The organism is Gilliamella sp. X-46 (assembly GCF_057063525.1).
Genome location: NZ_JBXSQH010000003.1, coordinates 24,372 through 41,555, shown reverse-complemented (window position 1 = coordinate 41,555; position 17,184 = coordinate 24,372). Strand labels below are relative to the sequence as shown.

General features: G+C 36.6%; 11 protein-coding genes and 1 pseudogene. 8 read left to right on the top strand and 4 right to left on the bottom strand.

The genetic code is table 11. The features are described from left to right. Positions 1 to 130: 130 nt before the first annotated feature. Both rlmF and ACYIAJ_RS04575 read right to left on the bottom strand, forming a co-directional pair. Positions 131 to 1,105: a 23S rRNA (adenine(1618)-N(6))-methyltransferase RlmF gene (rlmF, locus tag ACYIAJ_RS04580; RefSeq protein WP_483560767.1), complete on the bottom strand. Its 975-nt coding sequence runs from the start codon at positions 1,103 to 1,105 to the stop codon at positions 131 to 133. Between the two features lie 870 nt (positions 1,106 to 1,975). After that, on the bottom strand, positions 1,976 to 3,658 hold the full coding sequence (locus tag ACYIAJ_RS04575; RefSeq protein ID WP_483564412.1) for a hypothetical protein: 1,683 nt from the start codon (positions 3,656 to 3,658) through the stop codon (positions 1,976 to 1,978). 316 nt (positions 3,659 to 3,974) lie between these two features. Between ACYIAJ_RS04575 and ACYIAJ_RS04570 the strand changes: the two genes are divergently transcribed. The 3 genes and pseudogenes from ACYIAJ_RS04570 to mscM all read left to right on the top strand — a co-directional run. Continuing rightward, complete coding sequence (locus tag ACYIAJ_RS04570; RefSeq protein ID WP_483559017.1) at positions 3,975 to 5,387, top strand: sodium:proton antiporter; 1,413 nt, start codon at positions 3,975 to 3,977, stop codon at positions 5,385 to 5,387. 106 nt (positions 5,388 to 5,493) lie between these two features. Next, the gene (gene asd / locus ACYIAJ_RS04565) at positions 5,494 to 6,342 is read left to right on the top strand and encodes an archaetidylserine decarboxylase (RefSeq protein ID WP_483559019.1); all 849 of its coding nucleotides are present in this window, start codon (positions 5,494 to 5,496) and stop codon (positions 6,340 to 6,342) included. Positions 6,343 to 6,418: 76 nt separating this feature from the next. Continuing rightward, positions 6,419 to 8,965 (top strand): annotated as a pseudogene (gene mscM / locus ACYIAJ_RS04560) (miniconductance mechanosensitive channel MscM); the annotation flags it as partial. Here the strand turns inward: mscM and ACYIAJ_RS04555 are convergent. Then, a complete protein-coding gene (locus ACYIAJ_RS04555) occupies positions 8,962 to 9,492 on the bottom strand; it encodes a DedA family protein (protein ID WP_483559021.1) in 531 nt (176 codons plus the stop codon). The pseudogene mscM and the gene ACYIAJ_RS04555 overlap by 4 nt on opposite strands. 187 nt (positions 9,493 to 9,679) lie before the next feature. Here ACYIAJ_RS04555 and fdhD point away from each other — a divergent pair, with 187 nt between their 5' ends. The 5 genes from fdhD (at position 9,680) to ACYIAJ_RS04530 (ending at position 15,215) form a co-directional block, all read left to right on the top strand. Continuing rightward, positions 9,680 to 10,486 carry a formate dehydrogenase accessory sulfurtransferase FdhD gene (gene fdhD, locus ACYIAJ_RS04550; RefSeq protein WP_483559022.1) on the top strand — a complete coding sequence of 269 codons (807 nt, stop codon included), beginning with the start codon at positions 9,680 to 9,682 and terminating at the stop codon, positions 10,484 to 10,486. A gap of 271 nt (positions 10,487 to 10,757) precedes the next feature. After that, positions 10,758 to 11,576, top strand: coding sequence for a purine-nucleoside phosphorylase (locus tag ACYIAJ_RS04545; RefSeq protein WP_483559024.1), 819 nt, complete (start codon positions 10,758 to 10,760; stop codon positions 11,574 to 11,576). A gap of 57 nt (positions 11,577 to 11,633) precedes the next feature. Continuing rightward, entirely contained in the window at positions 11,634 to 12,872 is a 1,239-nt protein-coding gene (locus tag ACYIAJ_RS04540; RefSeq protein ID WP_483559025.1) for a nucleoside permease, read from the top strand. 181 nt (positions 12,873 to 13,053) lie between these two features. Continuing rightward, the gene (locus ACYIAJ_RS04535) at positions 13,054 to 13,989 is read left to right on the top strand and encodes an EamA family transporter (RefSeq protein ID WP_483559027.1); all 936 of its coding nucleotides are present in this window, start codon (positions 13,054 to 13,056) and stop codon (positions 13,987 to 13,989) included. 752 nt (positions 13,990 to 14,741) lie between these two features. Beyond that, complete coding sequence (locus ACYIAJ_RS04530) at positions 14,742 to 15,215, top strand: hypothetical protein (RefSeq protein WP_483559029.1); 474 nt, start codon at positions 14,742 to 14,744, stop codon at positions 15,213 to 15,215. A 263-nt stretch (positions 15,216 to 15,478) separates the two neighbouring features. Here the strand turns inward: ACYIAJ_RS04530 and ACYIAJ_RS04525 are convergent, their stop codons facing one another. Further along, a complete protein-coding gene (locus ACYIAJ_RS04525; protein ID WP_483559031.1) occupies positions 15,479 to 16,768 on the bottom strand; it encodes a hypothetical protein in 1,290 nt (429 codons plus the stop codon). Positions 16,769 to 17,184 lie beyond the last annotated feature (416 nt).

Sequence of the window (17,184 nt, the reverse complement as noted above, 5' to 3'; positions counted from 1 at the left end):
TAAATAACCACCCATCTTAACCAAAAGCAATACAATAAGCTATCGGTATTTTATTAGAATAAACTAAATGAATTTAAGCTACTTTTTACAACAAAATCTGCTCACTTGAATAACAAAAAAGTGGACTAATTTATTGTGGTTGCTCTGCCTTTTGGGCATTTTTTAACAAAATTTGTTGGCGCTCATGTTGATCAAAAAAAGACCACGCGACAAATCGGCTAATTTTTTGCCCTTGTGCCATGGGAATAATATGGCTTTGAACGACATTGGCTTGTTTCAACTTTTTGTTGATTAATGATAAGGTCTCTTTTTTCGACACTAATGACGAAAACCACAAGCATTGGGTTTTATATTCAGTACTTTCGCGAATCATATTAGCAATAAAAGCGGCCTCGCCCCCTTTGCACCATAACTCTGCATGTTGCCCACCAAAATTAAGTACGGTTTTTGGTTTTGAATGCGTTAATTTACCTAACTTCTTCAGTTTAGTTTGTGCACTTGCCAGCGCATCTTGTTCCGAAGCATGGAAAGGTGGATTACATATCGTTAACGCATAAAATTCGTTAGGCTTAATAATATGCTTAAAAATGGTTTGATTATCTTTTTGTAATCGACACTGCAAAGTGTTTTTTAGTAACGCATTGGCCTGTATTATTAAAGAGGCAACCTTGATAGCCGCTGGATTGATATCACTTCCCACAAACGACCAACCATATTCAGCACAACCAATAATGGGATAAATCACATTGGCACCAACGCCAATATCTAAAACGCGAATTTGCTTACCTATCGGAATGCTATTTTGATTATCTTGTGCCAATAAATCGGCTAAATAGTGAATATAATCCGCTCGACCCGGAATGGGCGGACATAAATAACCATCTGGAATATCCCAATAATTTATTTGGTAATCATTAAATAACAAGGCTTTATTTAATATTTTAACTGCCATCGGATCGGCAAAATCAATTGATAAATTACCATATAGATTCGGCTTTACATATTGAGACAGTTCTGGAAGTCTACTCATGAGCTTTGCAAAATCATAACCATTTCGATGTTTGTTTCGGCAATGTAATTGGGGCTTTTTTAATGAGGTTTGCACGGTTGTCCTATTTTATCCAAAAGCAAATAATCGCTATTATAACGGCTTAACTACAATATACGAAAACTGGACCTATCAATTGATCAGAATTGTCATGGTGGGGGTAAAATAAAGTTTTTTTGTTTTGGTGGATGGGATGATGGGTTGGATGCAGAATGTGGCCTTCGGCTGCCCGACGCCGGAATAGGACAAACAACATAACCATCGTTTTTGGGATAGGTTATTGTGTTTTTATAAGGCGGTTTTTGTTAAAAAGCAGCCAAGAAAAACTTTAATAAAATCAATACCTTTTCTGACAGATTTTTGCTATGTTATTTTTATAGATTGCCGTATGGTTGTTTTTTAACTTTGTTTTGAGGGCCAAGTCAGTTGGTGTTTTTTGATATAAGCAAAATCAAAAACCTTTCGCACCCCAGTTGGGAAGTTGCAACCTAAGATGCGTATATCGCTGATTTAACAATATCCCCCTTACTTTCGTCCTTTTTATCAGCAAGCTTGCGTGACAATTTTAGGTTGAAAGCCTTGGGTAATGAATAAGTGCTGTGTTAGTAGTGCTCATTTTACTGTTAGGCATATTATGCCAAGCATTTAATAGATGCCATCAGTTGAATTAACACCACTATTTCAAAGTACGCAACAAACACTTATCCTTACCACCAACTGCTTGGTTATTCTTATTTATTTTACCCCTGAGCCACCGTCTGCCATGCTTTCTGCATCGGCGACGGCGGGGGCGGGGCGGCACGATTGTAGCTTCACCGCAACAACGCAACCCTAAGGGATAGCCCCCTCGGGGGCTTTATTCTTGTCTATATTATCCCTCTTAGCACCATAACCGCCCTACGCGCCCTAAGGATTAAGAACTAAAACCTAAAAGGTGCAAACAGCGTAATATCGGAAAAAGTAGTCGTTGACGATGCCGTCTTCCGAGTGGACAAGTAAGTACGAGTTATCTATTTTAACGTCGCTTGTCCGGTAGTGGTCGCCGATAAAGCCCGCATCAGCGTAGTTGGCCATGCGGCCCCACTCCGTGAAAAAACCTGCACCTATGTGACGCTTGTAATGATTATCACTAGAGGACGGCGTGGCACCTACTGCACCTTGACAACGATCTCCACTCCACGTTCCTGAACAAACCGCATTGGTTAAATCCCTTACCTGTGACAAACGATAACCTAAACTATTACACCATGTGATTTGATTAGAAGGGGTATCATATTTATAACCCTGATGGACGAACCACTGCTTTAAGACAAATCCATACCTCACCTCATTACCACGACCATCCCTACCGACCAACTCAAAGGTCTGTGGCAAAGATGGACGTGTTAGTGAACTTGGATTACTTGAGTTTATTTGAGTACTATCAGCTTTAGGACCATGCAATGTTACCCGTGTTACATTCTTAGATTTATCTATAATCCAGTTATCATGTTGTACGGCATCTCCAGTCCATGGATCTTGGTGTGAATCTGTACGCGGCCTTGTCCAACTCACCGTTGCGCTTATACTACCATTTGTGATAACCGTCCAACTCAACTGGCTCTCATCATCAGCGCCACCAATAAGCAAATCAAAATACAAGCCATCTAAACCTGTAGTTGGAAAATTTTGGCCGTAAGATGATGGACTCGTTGACTGAACTAAAAAGCCCTTTGTAGGACTCCATATGTTAGATGGGCCGGCGAAACCATCTGTACCATGATTAAGATTTGGCCTGACCGAGCAAATAACTAGCTGTGATAAATTCGGATTAATATAATAATCTACCGTTGCTCCACTGAAACTACGACTACTTGGCACACCATACTGGGTTGCTAATGTGCCACTTGTATTTGTTAAGGTTACCCTATAAGGAGCCTTACATATATCCAATGCATCACTACGATTAACAGTATTGCCATCCTTATCCGTAAACGATACCGATATATCCCCTGTAGCAGTAACACCATTTATACCCTGTCCATCTCCATCATCATCTCCCCAATAATTATACCTAGTGACTAAATCACTTAAACTCACTGAACTAGCTGTTGATGGGACTATCATATCTATATGACCCAAAGTGCTACCTACATAAGGCAATCTTATTGGATTTGTTGCACTTGATGGATTAGTAGACGGCGTGATAACCCGACCATCCTGCAACTTAATAAACAATAAACTGTCTGTATCTGTTACCTTTGTTCGGCCACCGTCGAACGTTAAATATGGCGCACTGCCCTCAATATACCTTGATGTAGACGCCGTTAATGCCATAGAACTCTGTGTATATGACAACAAAAACAATGGCACGAAGAACAACCATAATTTAGTTAATCTAAATAATCTAAGTAAATTTGATAATTTAGATAGAAAAGATAAGCCCCTCGGCCTTGTAGATAGCCCTACCGATAAACTCGGCGAGTTCGCTAAACTCAATAACTTCGGTGATAAAAATAAGAATTGAGTCTGATTTAGACTACGGTGAAATTGAAAAAGATTTAGGGCATAGGTTTGGCAGGCCAGATGCCAGATGCCATGCATGGTAACGCATTTCGATAATCCTGTCAAGTAATTTATTGTTTTATTTACATTTTTTATAGCCAACTGCTCAACTCACGAGCTTTTCCTTGCTTTGAAGGCGCTTAAATTATAACCGCTTGATTAATAATGCGCTAGTTTTCCCGTTAAAAATTTGTAAAGTTTTGTTAAAGATCGAGTCAACCTATATTGGCGGGCTTTGGGGAATAATTTTTGGGGGTGGTTTTATATTATTAAATTCCGTTACAATATTATCCCCCAATCCTTACTAAGAATCTTAGAATTCGATAAACTTCAAACACTTTGTTATAATTTGCGTCACTTTAAAATCAAAATACCAACCTTAATGAAAACCCTCTATTCCTTTATCGTTTTAACACTATTACCTTTTGACCTTTTTGCTGTCGATTTTAGCGGTGATGATTTATCAATTTGTTGGGGGATCCCTTTTGTGGGGATTTTGCTTTCTATTGCGTTATTGCCATTATTTTTGCCGCGATTATGGCACCATCATTATGGCAAAATAACAATATGTTGGACGATGCTTTTTTTGCTGTTTGCCTTATGCTTTTTTGGTTTGCAAACAACAATTCATCTTACCGTTCATGCAATAATAGCGGAATACATCCCTTTTATTTTATTACTGCTAGCACTGTTTACTGTTTCGGGGGGGATTTTAATTAAGAGCGATGTGCTTAGTACGCCTAAGTTAAACGTTAGTTTGTTGGCAATAGGAACTTTGTTAGCGTCAATCATGGGAACAACTGGCGCTGCTATGTTAATGATTCGACCGCTAATTAGAGCTAATCGTGATCGAAATTACGCCGTACATACGATTGTCTTTTTTATCTTTTTAGTGGCAAATATTGGTGGTGGACTAACGCCACTAGGCGATCCACCTTTATTTATTGGTTTTTTAAAAGGCGTTAATTTTGGATGGACGGTTAAGCATATGCTGTTGCCAGTTTTGCTTAGTTCAATTTTGTTATTAGCAATTTATTATAAGATTGATTGCCACTACTTTCGCATCCAATACGGTAATTCACTTGCGCTAACTTCGACTCCAAAAGCTAGCACTATTAAGGTTTATGGTGTAAGCAACTTTCTTTTATTGCTAGCAATTATCACTTGTGTACTAATGTCAGGCATTTGGCGCTCATCAGTTAACATTGAGATTCTGGGTTCGCATATTACTTTACCCAATTTAATTCGTGATATTATGTTTATTATAATTGCCCTCATTTCAATATTAATCACGCCCAAACAAGTACGCGCAGGTAACGAATTTAATTGGGAACCTATTATCGAAGTAGCCAAGCTGTTTATGGGAATTTTTATCACCATTGTGCCCGTGCTAGCCATTTTGCGTGCTGGTAACGATGGCGCTTTAGCACCTTTGCTATCACTAGTTACCACAGTTCAAGGCGATCCCATTAATAGCATGTATTTTTGGTTATCTGGATTGTTGTCGGGTTTTTTAGATAATGCGCCAACTTATTTGGTGTTTTTTAATCTAGCTTCGGGCGATGCCAATACTTTGATGACCACGTTACAAAAGACCTTGCTTGCTATCTCAATGGGATCGGTTTTTATGGGGGCACTTAGCTACATCGGCAATGCTCCTAATTTTATGGTCAAAAGTATTGCTACTCAAAACAAAATCAATATGCCAAGCTTTTTTGGCTATATGAAATGGTCAATATGCATTTTAATTCCGGTGTTTATTATTGATAATTTGGTGTTTTTTGTGTTGTTTTAATTTATTTAGTTATAAATATTACATATTATTGATTTTATGAGTTTTACACTTTGTATATAAAACTTGGTATAATGCAACGTTTCTACCGTAATTTTGAGAGTTATATATGTTAAATCAGTTAAAAGCAATTATTCAGTATCTTCTTCCTAAACAGCTATTAACCGTCACATTTGGATGGCTAGCAAAAAAGCAGTTGGGAAAAGTGACTACATGGATGATTATGGGCTTTTGTAAACTGTATAAAGTGGATTTGAGCGAAGCAAAAATTAGCGATGTTAAAGAGTTTAAATGCTTTAATGATTTTTTTGCTCGCGAATTAAAAGAAGATGCACGCCCAATTGATGCTACCGATAGTGTGGTTGTTATGCCGGCTGATGGCGTTATTAGTCAGTTTGGTACCGTTCAAGATACCCAGCTGTTACAGGCTAAAGGACATTTTTATTCTTTAGAATCACTGCTTGCTTGTCATCCTGATATGATCAAGTTTTTTAAAAATGGTTCATATGCAACCACTTATTTATCACCTAAAAATTATCACCGCTTTCATATGCCTTGCGATGGTGTTTTGCGTGAGATGATTTATGTGCCCGGTTCACTGTTTTCAGTCAATAAGGCGACAACGGAAAGCATTCCAAATATTTTTGCACGTAATGAACGTGTAATATGCCTTTTTGAAACAGAGTTTGGACCAATGGCGCAAATTTTAGTCGGCGCAACCATTGTCGGTAGCATTGAAGTACCCTGGGAAGGTGTCATTACGCCGCCGCGCGAGGGTGTCATGAAACGTTGGACATATTCAGGTGAAGTCAAATTACAAAAAGGGCAAGATATGGGTTGCTTTAAATTGGGGTCGACAGTGATTACATTATTTGCATCAAATGCAATTGAGTTTGAAAGCCACCTTAAGGTGGGCAATGTTGCACGTGTAGGTCAAAAATTAGCTAATAGGATATAACTTTATGTGGATTCGTGGTTTTTTATGCTTTGCTGCTGTGTTGTTTTCTTCACTAACCTTTGCCGAAGAAACCACGCCCATCATTAATAGCGAGGATGATCTTTCGCAAGTTGTTCAACAATTGAGTGATAAAAATGATGAACTCCGGCAAAATATGGAGTTACAAAAAACGCATTTAACCAGCATCGTTAATGAGCAAAACAATATCACTACGCAGATTTCACACGTACAAAATACGCTAGCAACGCTTGACGAGCAAGGTGAGTGGTTGAGCTTTTCAACCGCTCTGGGTGAAACCTTACGTCAACAATTATTGCGCTTACCTGAAAAACCTAAATCGCAAGCACTAGATGCCGAAATTGCCGAGGCCAAAGCCCAACAACTTAATTATAGTAATATTTTAACTGCTTTAGACGATTATCCAACCTTAACAAGTCCGCTTAATAACCTCAAAGAAGCAACACAATATCGCCGTTTAATTCGGGAACAGTCCGAATTACTTAAGACGCTTATTTCAGGTACTGATACCACCATTTTAGAATTGACCAAATTAAAAATTGCTAATAAACAATTAACTAATGCGATTGATGAAGTGAACGATGCCGCACATAGGTACTTCTTTTGGGTGGCGGATGTTAATCCAATATCCTTGAGTTATCCAATCAATTTAGCTAAAGATGTAGTTTATGTCATTTTTTCAATCGATACCCTTTCACAACTTTATAATGCCAGTACTGAAGTACTAAGTGCACCCAAGCCGCTATTTTTAATCATTTTATCGTTACTCTTTGTGTTTACGCATTTTAAAATGCGCACCAAATATAATACCTTTTTAACTAAATCAGCCAGCCGCGTGGGTAAAGTAACACAAGATAGTTATTCTTTAACCCTAAAAGTAGTTATCTTTTCATTAATTATGGCGTTACCGGTGCCAATTTTGTGGGCAGTGTTTGGTTATGCATTGCAAATTAATTGGGATTATCCTGTTGCATATGCATTAGGTTATGGTGTAAATGCAGCAGCGCCTATTTTGTGGGTGTTTATTATTTCAGCGCACTTTGCTTCATCTAATGGGCTGTTTATTAGCCATTTTGGTTGGTCTGAACGTAGCGTACGCTCGGCAATGAAATATTATCAGCTTTCAATTTGGCTTGTGATTCCATTAGTGATGATAGTGATGAGCTTTGATGAGTATAACAACCGCCAATTTGCTGCCACAATTGGTCGTACGGCGTTTATTTTTCTTTGCTTTGCTTTAGTGTTTATGACTAATGCCATTCATCGCGCTGGCGTGCCTCTGTATATCGATAAAAAAGGTTCGGGCGATAATTTATTAAGTCATATTTTGTGGTTTATCTTATTAAGTGCACCATGGCTCGCCATTATTGCTGCTTGTTTGGGCTATTTATCAACAGCACAAGTGTTATTAGGTCGCCTTGAAGCTTCGGTTATTATCTGGTTTGCGCTGTTAGTTATTTATTTTATGATTCGGCGTTGGATGTGGATCCAAAAGCGCCGTATTGAATTTGAACGCACCAAGCAACGCCGTTTAGAACGGATGCATCGGGCAAAATCACAAGAAGATGATCTTAACTCACTGAACGAAAGTGTCGATGAACCTGTTATTAATTTAGATGTTATCAGTGCCCAATCTTTACATTTAGTTAGATCGATTATTATGATGATTGCGCTCATTACTATGATTTTGCTGTGGTCTGAACTGCATTCGGCTTTTGCTTTTATGAATAATATTAAGCTATGGGGAACCAGTGCCATTGTTAATGGTACCGAAATTGAACAATACATCACCCTTGGTGCGGTATGCATTGCAATTTTAGTGATGACAATTACCGTGCAACTCGTCAAAAATCTGCCTGCTTTATTGGAGTTAGGCATTTTACAGCATTTAGATTTAGCCCCAGGAACAGGTTATGCAATTTCGACGGTTTCAAAATATATTACCTTAATGATAGGTAGTATGATTGCGTTTTCGTTTATTGGTATCGACTGGTCTAAAATTCAATGGTTAATTGCTGCACTAGGTGTAGGGTTAGGTTTTGGTTTACAAGAAATATTTGCCAATTTTATCTCTGGTTTAATCATTTTATTTGAAAAACCGGTGCGCATTGGCGATACTGTGACAATTCGCGATTTGACCGGTAATATCACCAAAATTAATACCCGAGCAATTACCATTGTTGATTGGGATCGTAAAGAAATTGTGATGCCCAATAAAGCTTTCATTACCGAACAATTGGTGAACTGGTCGTTATCAGATTCGATCACTCGGATTGTATTAACCATTCCCGCAACTATCGATGCTGATAGTGATCTGGTTATCAAACTTTTACAACAAGCCTCAGATGAATGTGAATATGTGCTTAACGATCCTGAACCACAAGTATTTTTGGTAGATATCCAAGAAGGCATTCAGTTGTTTGAATTACGTGTTTTTGCCGCTGAAATGGGACACCGAATGTTACTGCGAAGCGCTATACATAAATTGATACTTGAAGCTTATCGTAAACATCATTTGACGCTACCATTCCCACCATTGCAAACCAATTTAGAAGCACTGGGGCGCAAAAGTGGACGTCGTAGTTATACCATAGGCACGCTTTAACCAAAGAGTGTTTCTAGCCAAGGCACACCAAACGCACCTGGTGCAAGCAATACAAATGCCCAAACTGGCGCAGAAGCAATATTGGCTAAATTAAATTTGGTGGCTGGCATGTGCATTGCGCCAGCTATTAATGGCACAATTGCGCGTAGTGGTCCAAAAAAACGACCGATAAATACCCCAAATGTTCCATAACTTTGAAAGAATTGTTCGGCACGATAAACTAATTTCGGGTGCTTATTAAGTGGCCATGAAGCAATAACTTGTTGATGATAGTGTTTTCCTAGCCAATAAGAAAGTAAATCGCCAATTACAGCGCCTGCCGTAGCAACAATTAATACCGGTACAAACGATATTGCGCCTCCACCAATTAAAGCCCCTACCCCAAATAAAATGGCAGTTGCAGGAACCAAAAGCGAGATGATTGCCAATGATTCACCAAATGCTAATAAAAATATAATTGGCAATGCCCAAATTTGATGATGCTCAATAAACTGCATAATGGCCAGTGTGATTTCGTGTAATGACATAGGCTTATGTTTGTGAATTATGAATTGATTATGGTCAACTATTTTACCATAATATTGGTTACTTAGCGCTAAGTATGCTATCTATTGATAGAAACTTACACGCGTTAACGTTTGTTAGGTTAATTCACATTTGAGCTTGTGCTTATATAGTCGTTTTAATTACAAGCCAATTAACAAGAGACAAATCATGGCGATCGGTATTGAATCAATTCTAGTACAAAAATTTAAAAATAGTGAGTTGCAAAACACTCAATCTGATGTGATCGCTATCGAAAAACCTGTTGCGTTAATTTATAACGGTATTTCGCATGTCGTGATGATGGCAACCCCCAAAGATTTGCACTATTTTGCAATGGGATTTTCGTTAACTGAAAATATTATTCAATCGGTTAATGATATTTATGGCATTGATATTATTGATACCCCAAAAGGTATAGAAGTCCAGATTGAACTTTCGTCGCGACGCTTTAGTGAACTGAAAGAAAAGCGCCGTAATTTAACAGGACGCACAGGTTGTGGCATCTGTGGCACTGAACAGATAGAGCAAGTTTGTCAAGTCATCCCCACTTTGCCACGAATAAATCAAATTAAGTTAGCTGATTTTAGTGACAGCTTAAATGGCTTATTGCAAGTTCAACAAGTGGGTCAACAAACGGGTTGCACTCATGCCGCTGTGTGGCTGGATTTGAAAGGCCAATTTATGGCGGGGTTTGAAGATATCGGCCGGCATGTCGCATTAGATAAACTGCTTGGTTTTAGAGCAATGCAATTACCTAATAATCCTAACTATCAACATGGTGTGGTATTGGTTTCAAGCCGCGCCAGCTACGAAATGGTGCAAAAAACGGCCAAGTGTGGTGTGGAATTTTTATTAGCGGTTTCGGCAGCAACCTCAATGGCCGTTGATTTGGCTAAACAGTGCCATTTAACTTTATTGGGATTTTTTAGAGGCGATAAAGGGGTAATCTATTCTGGCGATGATCGCCTAGCTTAATGACGATTTTAGTATTAACCCATATTGATGGATCAAATTAATTTTTAACTTAATAAGTTGAATAATAAAAATAAAAAAACTCATTATTTAATTCATTCTAAGATATCGCAATTCGTATCTTTCTTTATTAAGCGAAAATCTTCATAATATACATCATTACTTTTTTTAATTATTTTATAAGTTTATTGTCTAACTGAACTAATTAATCGGTTCAAACTGTTTATTCATTCTATTTTACTTTATAACATTTAATTTTTGAAAGGATACTATCATGCATCAAACTTCTGATATTCAACAAGCCGTTAACTATATTCAAAAACACACGGACAAAAAACCAACTATTGGAATTATTTTAGGTTCAGGCTTAGGGCCTTTTGCCGATACCCTTGAAGATGCTGTTCACATCCCTTATGACACAATTCCACATTTTGCCAAATCAGCAGCGGTAGGTCATGCTAATGAATTAGTTATTGGCAAATGCGGTGATAAGACCGTCGTGGCAATGAAAGGACGCTTTCACTATTATGAAGGATTTTCATTAGATCAAGTCACTTTCCCTATTCGTGTGATGAAAATGCTTGGCGTTGAAAAATTAATTATCACTAATGCATGTGGTGCAGTCAATACCAGTTTTAAACCGGGAGATTTAATGCTCATTACAGATCATATCAATCTTACGGCTAATAATCCGCTCATTGGACCAAATAATCCTGATTTAGGTGTGCGTTTTTTAGATGTGAGTGAGCTTTATAACAAGCAATTGCGTTCAACCGTGATTGATGTAGCTAAAGAACTGAATATTAATTTACAACAAGGTGTTTATGCTTGGTGGACAGGTCCAACTTATGAAACACCTGCTGAAATTAGAATGATTCGCGTGTTAGGTGCCGATGCAGTGGGGATGTCAACCGTACCGGAAGCAATTATAGCGCACCATTCAGGCATTAAAACCATTGGTATTTCGTGCTTAACCAATATGGCTTGTGGCATTTTAGATCAACCATTAGGGCACGAAGAAGTCATTGAAACGGCAGAACGCGTTAAAGCAACCTTTTTACAACTTATTACAAAAACGATTGAACGCTTTTAAGTGATACTTTTATATTTGATTTTCTATAAAAAGTTCACTTTATTTTAGGAATAAACAATGAACATAAAAAATAGATTAAAAATAATGATGTTTTTCCAATATTTTATTTGGGGAAGTTGGCTAACTACTTTTGGTGCTTATCTATTTAATGCCTTACACTTTTCAGGTGTTGAAGTATCGATGATTTTTAGTACTAAAGGTTTAGCCGCATTAATTACACCATTTATTATTGGCATCATTGCCGATAAGTTTTTGCAAGCTAAATATCTTTATCTATTTTGCCATTCTGTTTGTGCTATTGCGCTTTTTTATGCCGCATCGGTAACTGATCCAGCCATTTTATTTTGGGTGATGTTAGGTAATGCGTTAGCATTTATGCCAACGATTTCCTTATCTAACTCAATTAGTTATCACTGCTTAGATAAAGCAAACTTAGATACTGTCGCTGTCTTTCCTAAAATACGAGTATTTGGCACAGTAGGCTTTATTATCGCAATGTGGACTGTTAGCTTATGCAAATTCGAGTTGAGCAATGCTCAGCTTTATGTTGCCTGCGCTGCTTCGGTTTTACTTGTGATTTATAGTGCAACATTACCCAATATTGCTGTATCTAAAAGTCAAAAACAGCCGTGGATTTCTTATTTAGGATTAGATGCTTTTGTATTATTCAAAAAACCAGTCATGGCGGTATTTTTTCTTTTTGCTATGTTACTTGGCGCAATATTACAAATTACCAATACTTTCGGTAGCACTTTCTTACATGATTTTGCTAAAATTCCAGAGTTTAAAGATAGTTTGATTGTGCAATACCCTGCTATCTTATTATCTGTTTCGCAAATGGCTGAAGTTGCCTTTATTTTGACTATCCCATTTTTCCTCAAAAAATTTGGCATAAAAAAAGTCATAATGATAAGCTTAATTGCTTGGACACTTAGATTTGGTTTGTTTGCATTTGGCGATCCAACACCTTTTGGATTTGTGCTATTAATGCTTTCAATGATTGTCTATGGGTGCGCATTTGACTTCTTTAATATTTCAGGGTCTATTTTTATTGAAAAAGAGGTCAGCGCTGATATTCGTGCTAGTGCTCAAGGGCTGTTTATGACAATGTCCAATGGTATTGGCGCTTATTTTGGTTCAATTTTAAGTGGTGTTGTGGTTAATATGTGTACACACGAGGGGACTAAAGATTGGCAAACAATTTGGTTAATTTTTGCATCTTATGCGCTCGTAATTGGTGTTGTTTTTTATTATTCATTTAATTATGAACATACTAAAAACCAATCTGATATCTAACCATTTATCTATTCAGATTAATGAATTTTAAAATATTATTTATCATGTTATTTTAATTCATTTTTTAATTTAATTTATTAAAAATCCGCTGGGGAGATTGAAAAACAATCGCCCCTGAGGGTTTTTATTGTTTTTTATTTTTGATTTTTTACAATATTTTTTAGTTTGATGAGATTTAAATATGCAATATAAATTTTTAGGTGGTTTTCTGGTTTTTTTAGGGGCATGTAGTTTTGGCGTGCTCTCCTCTATTGTGAAAACTGCGTATAAAGCGGGCTATTCCTTAGGTGAAGTGACGGGTATCCAATGTTTTTTTGGAATGTTAATGTTGTGGGGTATTCACTTTATCGTAAAAAAAATACACAAAACCAAACAATCAGCACCAACTAACACATCATCAGCAACGACGAACATAAAAAAAATGCAATCAACAAAAAAATGGAAAGTTTGTGCCGTTGGTCTTTTTCCAGGCTTGGTAGGCATCTGTTATTACCAATGTGTACAACTAGTGCCGGCGTCAATTGCCATTATTTTATTAATGCAATATTTGTGGATTAGCGTCATTATTGATTTTGTTATTTTTAAAAATAAACCTACGATTATTCAACTTGCAACAGTAATTGTAATTATATTGGGTAGTAGCTTGGCTGCTGGCTTGTTTAACCAAGATATTACTTTAAATTTAACAGGCTGTTTTTTTGGTTTTTTAGCTGCGCTAATGTATTCGCTTTTTATTAGCACTAGCAGCAATATTGGTAATGAGCTACCTAAACTCGAAAAAAGTGCATTGATGATTACTGGCGCATGTATTATTACGTTTTTAATTTTTCCACCTTTGTTTTTCTTCAAACTTGATATTAACGATAAGCTATATCAATTAGGATTTTTATTAGCATTGCTTGGAACTGTACTGCCTCCTTTTTTATTTTCAGTGGGGATCCCTAGAATCGGAATTTCATTAAGCGCTATATTATCAGCAGCAGAACTGCCTGTCGCAGTGACTTGTTCATATTTTTATTTGCAAGAAGCGGTCCATTTTAATCAATGGATTGGGGTCGGTATTATTCTATTGGCAATTGCTTTGCCTAACTTAATGCATGTCAAAAAATACGACTGATTTTAGGTTATTGGGCAGGGCAAAAATCCTGCCTGTTAATTTGCTAATATGATCAAATTACAAAAATAATAAAATAAAAATACCGAAAGGTATTTAAAATCGAGTCAATCATCACTATATCTATAACCTGATTATCAAGCTTACTAATATTGCTCGTTTAATTAAAATAAGGGATTTGATGAGCATCTTGCGTTTAATAGCTTTAATAGTCAAATAAGTTAAAATTTATTATGGTAGATTTTTCGGCGCTATAGCGTGTTTGTTGGTAACATTTTAAGAATGTATCTTGAACCAAAAGGTTAAATCTAGCAAAATTATTGAACTCTCCAAAATAAAATTTGTCTCATATGAGTGTGCTTATTAAATGGTATTCATTTACTATTTTAAATAGCCCGCCATTCGTTTATTGAGATATTTTATTCTAGTATAAAGTGTTTTGTCGTGTTGCTCACACTTCGTAATTAGCCTTTAAATAAGGCTTACAAGTAAATAAGACTATTTGTTACAGTCTAAACCGTTTTCCTGATAGTAGCCGTTCCTAATGGTGTTTTATTTTTTAAGCTTTTGTGCTTTTAAATTTAAATTCATTAATTTTAATATCTAATAATAAATATCATTAAGTATTTGAATTTTTTTATTTTTATATTTAAGCATTATGTTAACCTGAGATTTTTTACATAAAAAGTAACAATCGATTTTTGTTATTGAATGATCTTGTTACCTTTTTATCCTAATTAAAAGGAAGTTACAGAATGAAGATATATAAAAAACCTTTATTTACCTTAGTACATAGTAATGATTCAATACCTGAGCACAGAACACTTGCCTATTTAGATCCGACATTAAATTATTATACTGATCATATTGATGAGATTATTGCTTTGCGTGTTAAGGAACTTAAATTACACCATTCTGAATATAGGGAGTATCACGATGACAATAGGGTCAATAAAGGGGAGTTTTCTTTTGTTTTTCACGAGATATTTGAGTCAGAACATCATAAAAAACAAATTGGTATGCTAAAAGATGACCTCGCCATTGCCAAAGAGTCAAATAAAATAAAGGAATTACTAAATACTCGGATAAAAGAAATCGCTGATGTTTATCCAGAATTGCAATTTAATTTTAATGATATGCAGGTTTTACCGACTAAAGTAAAAGAGTATCTTTTTGCTCCACCTTTAATCTTAACTGAAGATAATGCCATTATGCTTTGGGATGATTAAATTTAACAATAACAAAAGTAATGACAAAAATCACGGTATTGATTGAATTTGGAATCCATACTTGGACGCTTGATATCGACAGAGCTCGAGGAGATATCATAGTTATCAACAATAATTAGCCTTTCATAGGGGGCGATGGTAGTATTTTTGCATGAAAAACGCATTAGCTGCCAATGTTGCCAACTCGGTTGCCCTCTCATGCTGGGGCAACCTATTTGACTACTTAATTTAAATAAACATGTCCTCGGATTAAACGCTAAAATTTAAGGGTAGACACACATTCCGTACGCAGTTTGGTTAGGCTTTCTTGTTTTAACCTGACCTCCAACCGCGGTGACAACAAGCTGGTTACCTGCTACTACATCGCTTGTCCAGTATGCATTATCTGAGGGTAAACCTACTAAATCCGTGTATTCCATCGCGTACCCCCACTCGCTAAGCAAGCCGCCGCCAATTCGTCGATGGTAATGATTGCCAACTGAGGATGGTTTGGCACTTTGACAACTGCTATGCAGACCAGTACAGTTTGCGTTGGTGACATCTTTAACCTGTATAACTCTATAACCTAATGCCTTACACCAGTTTTCATGTGAAGAAAATAAAGCAAATCTGTCTCCACGATTGACAAACCACTTTTGCAATACAAATCCATATTTGATCACTGCTTTGCCACTGCGATCGTAACCGACTAATTCGAATGTCTGAGGTAAGTTTGGTTTGCTAATTGAGTTTCGATTTCCATTCACCGTTGGACCAGTTAATGTGATTCGCACACTGCTACCTGTCGCATTGGGTTTCATGTTAACAGTTATACCTGCATTATTGATAGTTGGCCAATTTAGTCGACTACTACCTTCTATGTATAAATCAAAGAATAAACCATTAATACCCGTAGTCGGAAAGTTACCAGATGAGATAAACCCCTTATCTGGATTCCACATACCTGCTGGGCCAGCGAACTGATTTATGTCTAACTCTAAATCTCCAGCCTTAATATAGCAGACTTTAGGAGTTAAAATCGGAGTGATGAAGTAACTTACAGAACCAGCGCTGAAAGTACTTCTATTAGGAACACCGTACTGTGTCATTAACATACCATTGGTGTTGCTTAACACCATTTTATAAGGCGCTCCGCAAATATCTAAGGCATGATTGCGACTAACTTTTTGATTATGTCTATCTGTGAGATTAATACTTAAACTACCTGTTGCAGTTAAACCACTTTCTCCCTGTCCATCACCATCATCATCACGCCAAAAGTTATAGGAGCCATTAATTAGTTCCTGTAATTCTATTGAGTCTGTTGATGTTGGAACAAACATGCCAACATTAGCCAAGGTCTCGCCAGCATTAGGTAAGACTATGGGATTAGCCGCGGTTGAAGTATTTGTTGCTGGCGTGATAGTGGTGCCATCTGATAAGGTGATACTTAACAGCTCTTCCGTCGTGGTAGCTTTAGTTTTACCACCATCAAACGTTAAATACGGTGCTGAACCTTGAATTATATTTGTTGTAGTAGCCGATAACGCTTGTGTATTTAATGGGTACGACAATAACAATAACATGGTCAAGGTAAATAAGTAACATTGTGAGCATTTATATAATTGTAATCGCGGCTTTAGTTCAAAACATAGCCACTTGTTAACATTTATTAAAAAGTATTTGCGACAATTTTGTGTATGTTTATTAAATAAGTGGGTGGTACAAATAATGCCTGATAGGTATTTAGAAACATTTAAAACATAATGTTGCCAAATTTGATAAAAAAAGTTGTACTGCATAACATCCTATATTTCAATTTTTTCCTGATAAATCGTTTTTATATTCGCTTTTTTAACCAATTAAAGTTTAATTACACGAATTTACGGCAGTATAACGTTAAAAAAAAATTTATCTACCTTTTTATATAAAAATTTTTTAAATAAAATTTAAAATAAAATAACAAACATTTGTAAACAGTTTATATATA

What these genes read in the sequence shown, in the direction of transcription:
- ACYIAJ_RS04570 (WP_483559017.1), top strand. Translation starts at nt 3,975, where the DNA reads ATGAAAACCCTCTATTCCTTTATCGTTTTAACACTATTACCTTTTGAC.
- asd (WP_483559019.1), top strand. Translation starts at nt 5,494, where the DNA reads ATGTTAAATCAGTTAAAAGCAATTATTCAGTATCTTCTTCCTAAACAG.
- ACYIAJ_RS04555 (WP_483559021.1), bottom strand. Translation starts at nt 9,492, where the DNA reads ATGTCATTACACGAAATCACACTGGCCATTATGCAGTTTATTGAGCAT.
- fdhD (WP_483559022.1), top strand. Translation starts at nt 9,680, where the DNA reads ATGGCGATCGGTATTGAATCAATTCTAGTACAAAAATTTAAAAATAGT.
- ACYIAJ_RS04545 (WP_483559024.1), top strand. Translation starts at nt 10,758, where the DNA reads ATGCATCAAACTTCTGATATTCAACAAGCCGTTAACTATATTCAAAAA.
- ACYIAJ_RS04540 (WP_483559025.1), top strand. Translation starts at nt 11,634, where the DNA reads ATGAACATAAAAAATAGATTAAAAATAATGATGTTTTTCCAATATTTT.
- ACYIAJ_RS04535 (WP_483559027.1), top strand. Translation starts at nt 13,054, where the DNA reads ATGCAATATAAATTTTTAGGTGGTTTTCTGGTTTTTTTAGGGGCATGT.
- ACYIAJ_RS04530 (WP_483559029.1), top strand. Translation starts at nt 14,742, where the DNA reads ATGAAGATATATAAAAAACCTTTATTTACCTTAGTACATAGTAATGAT.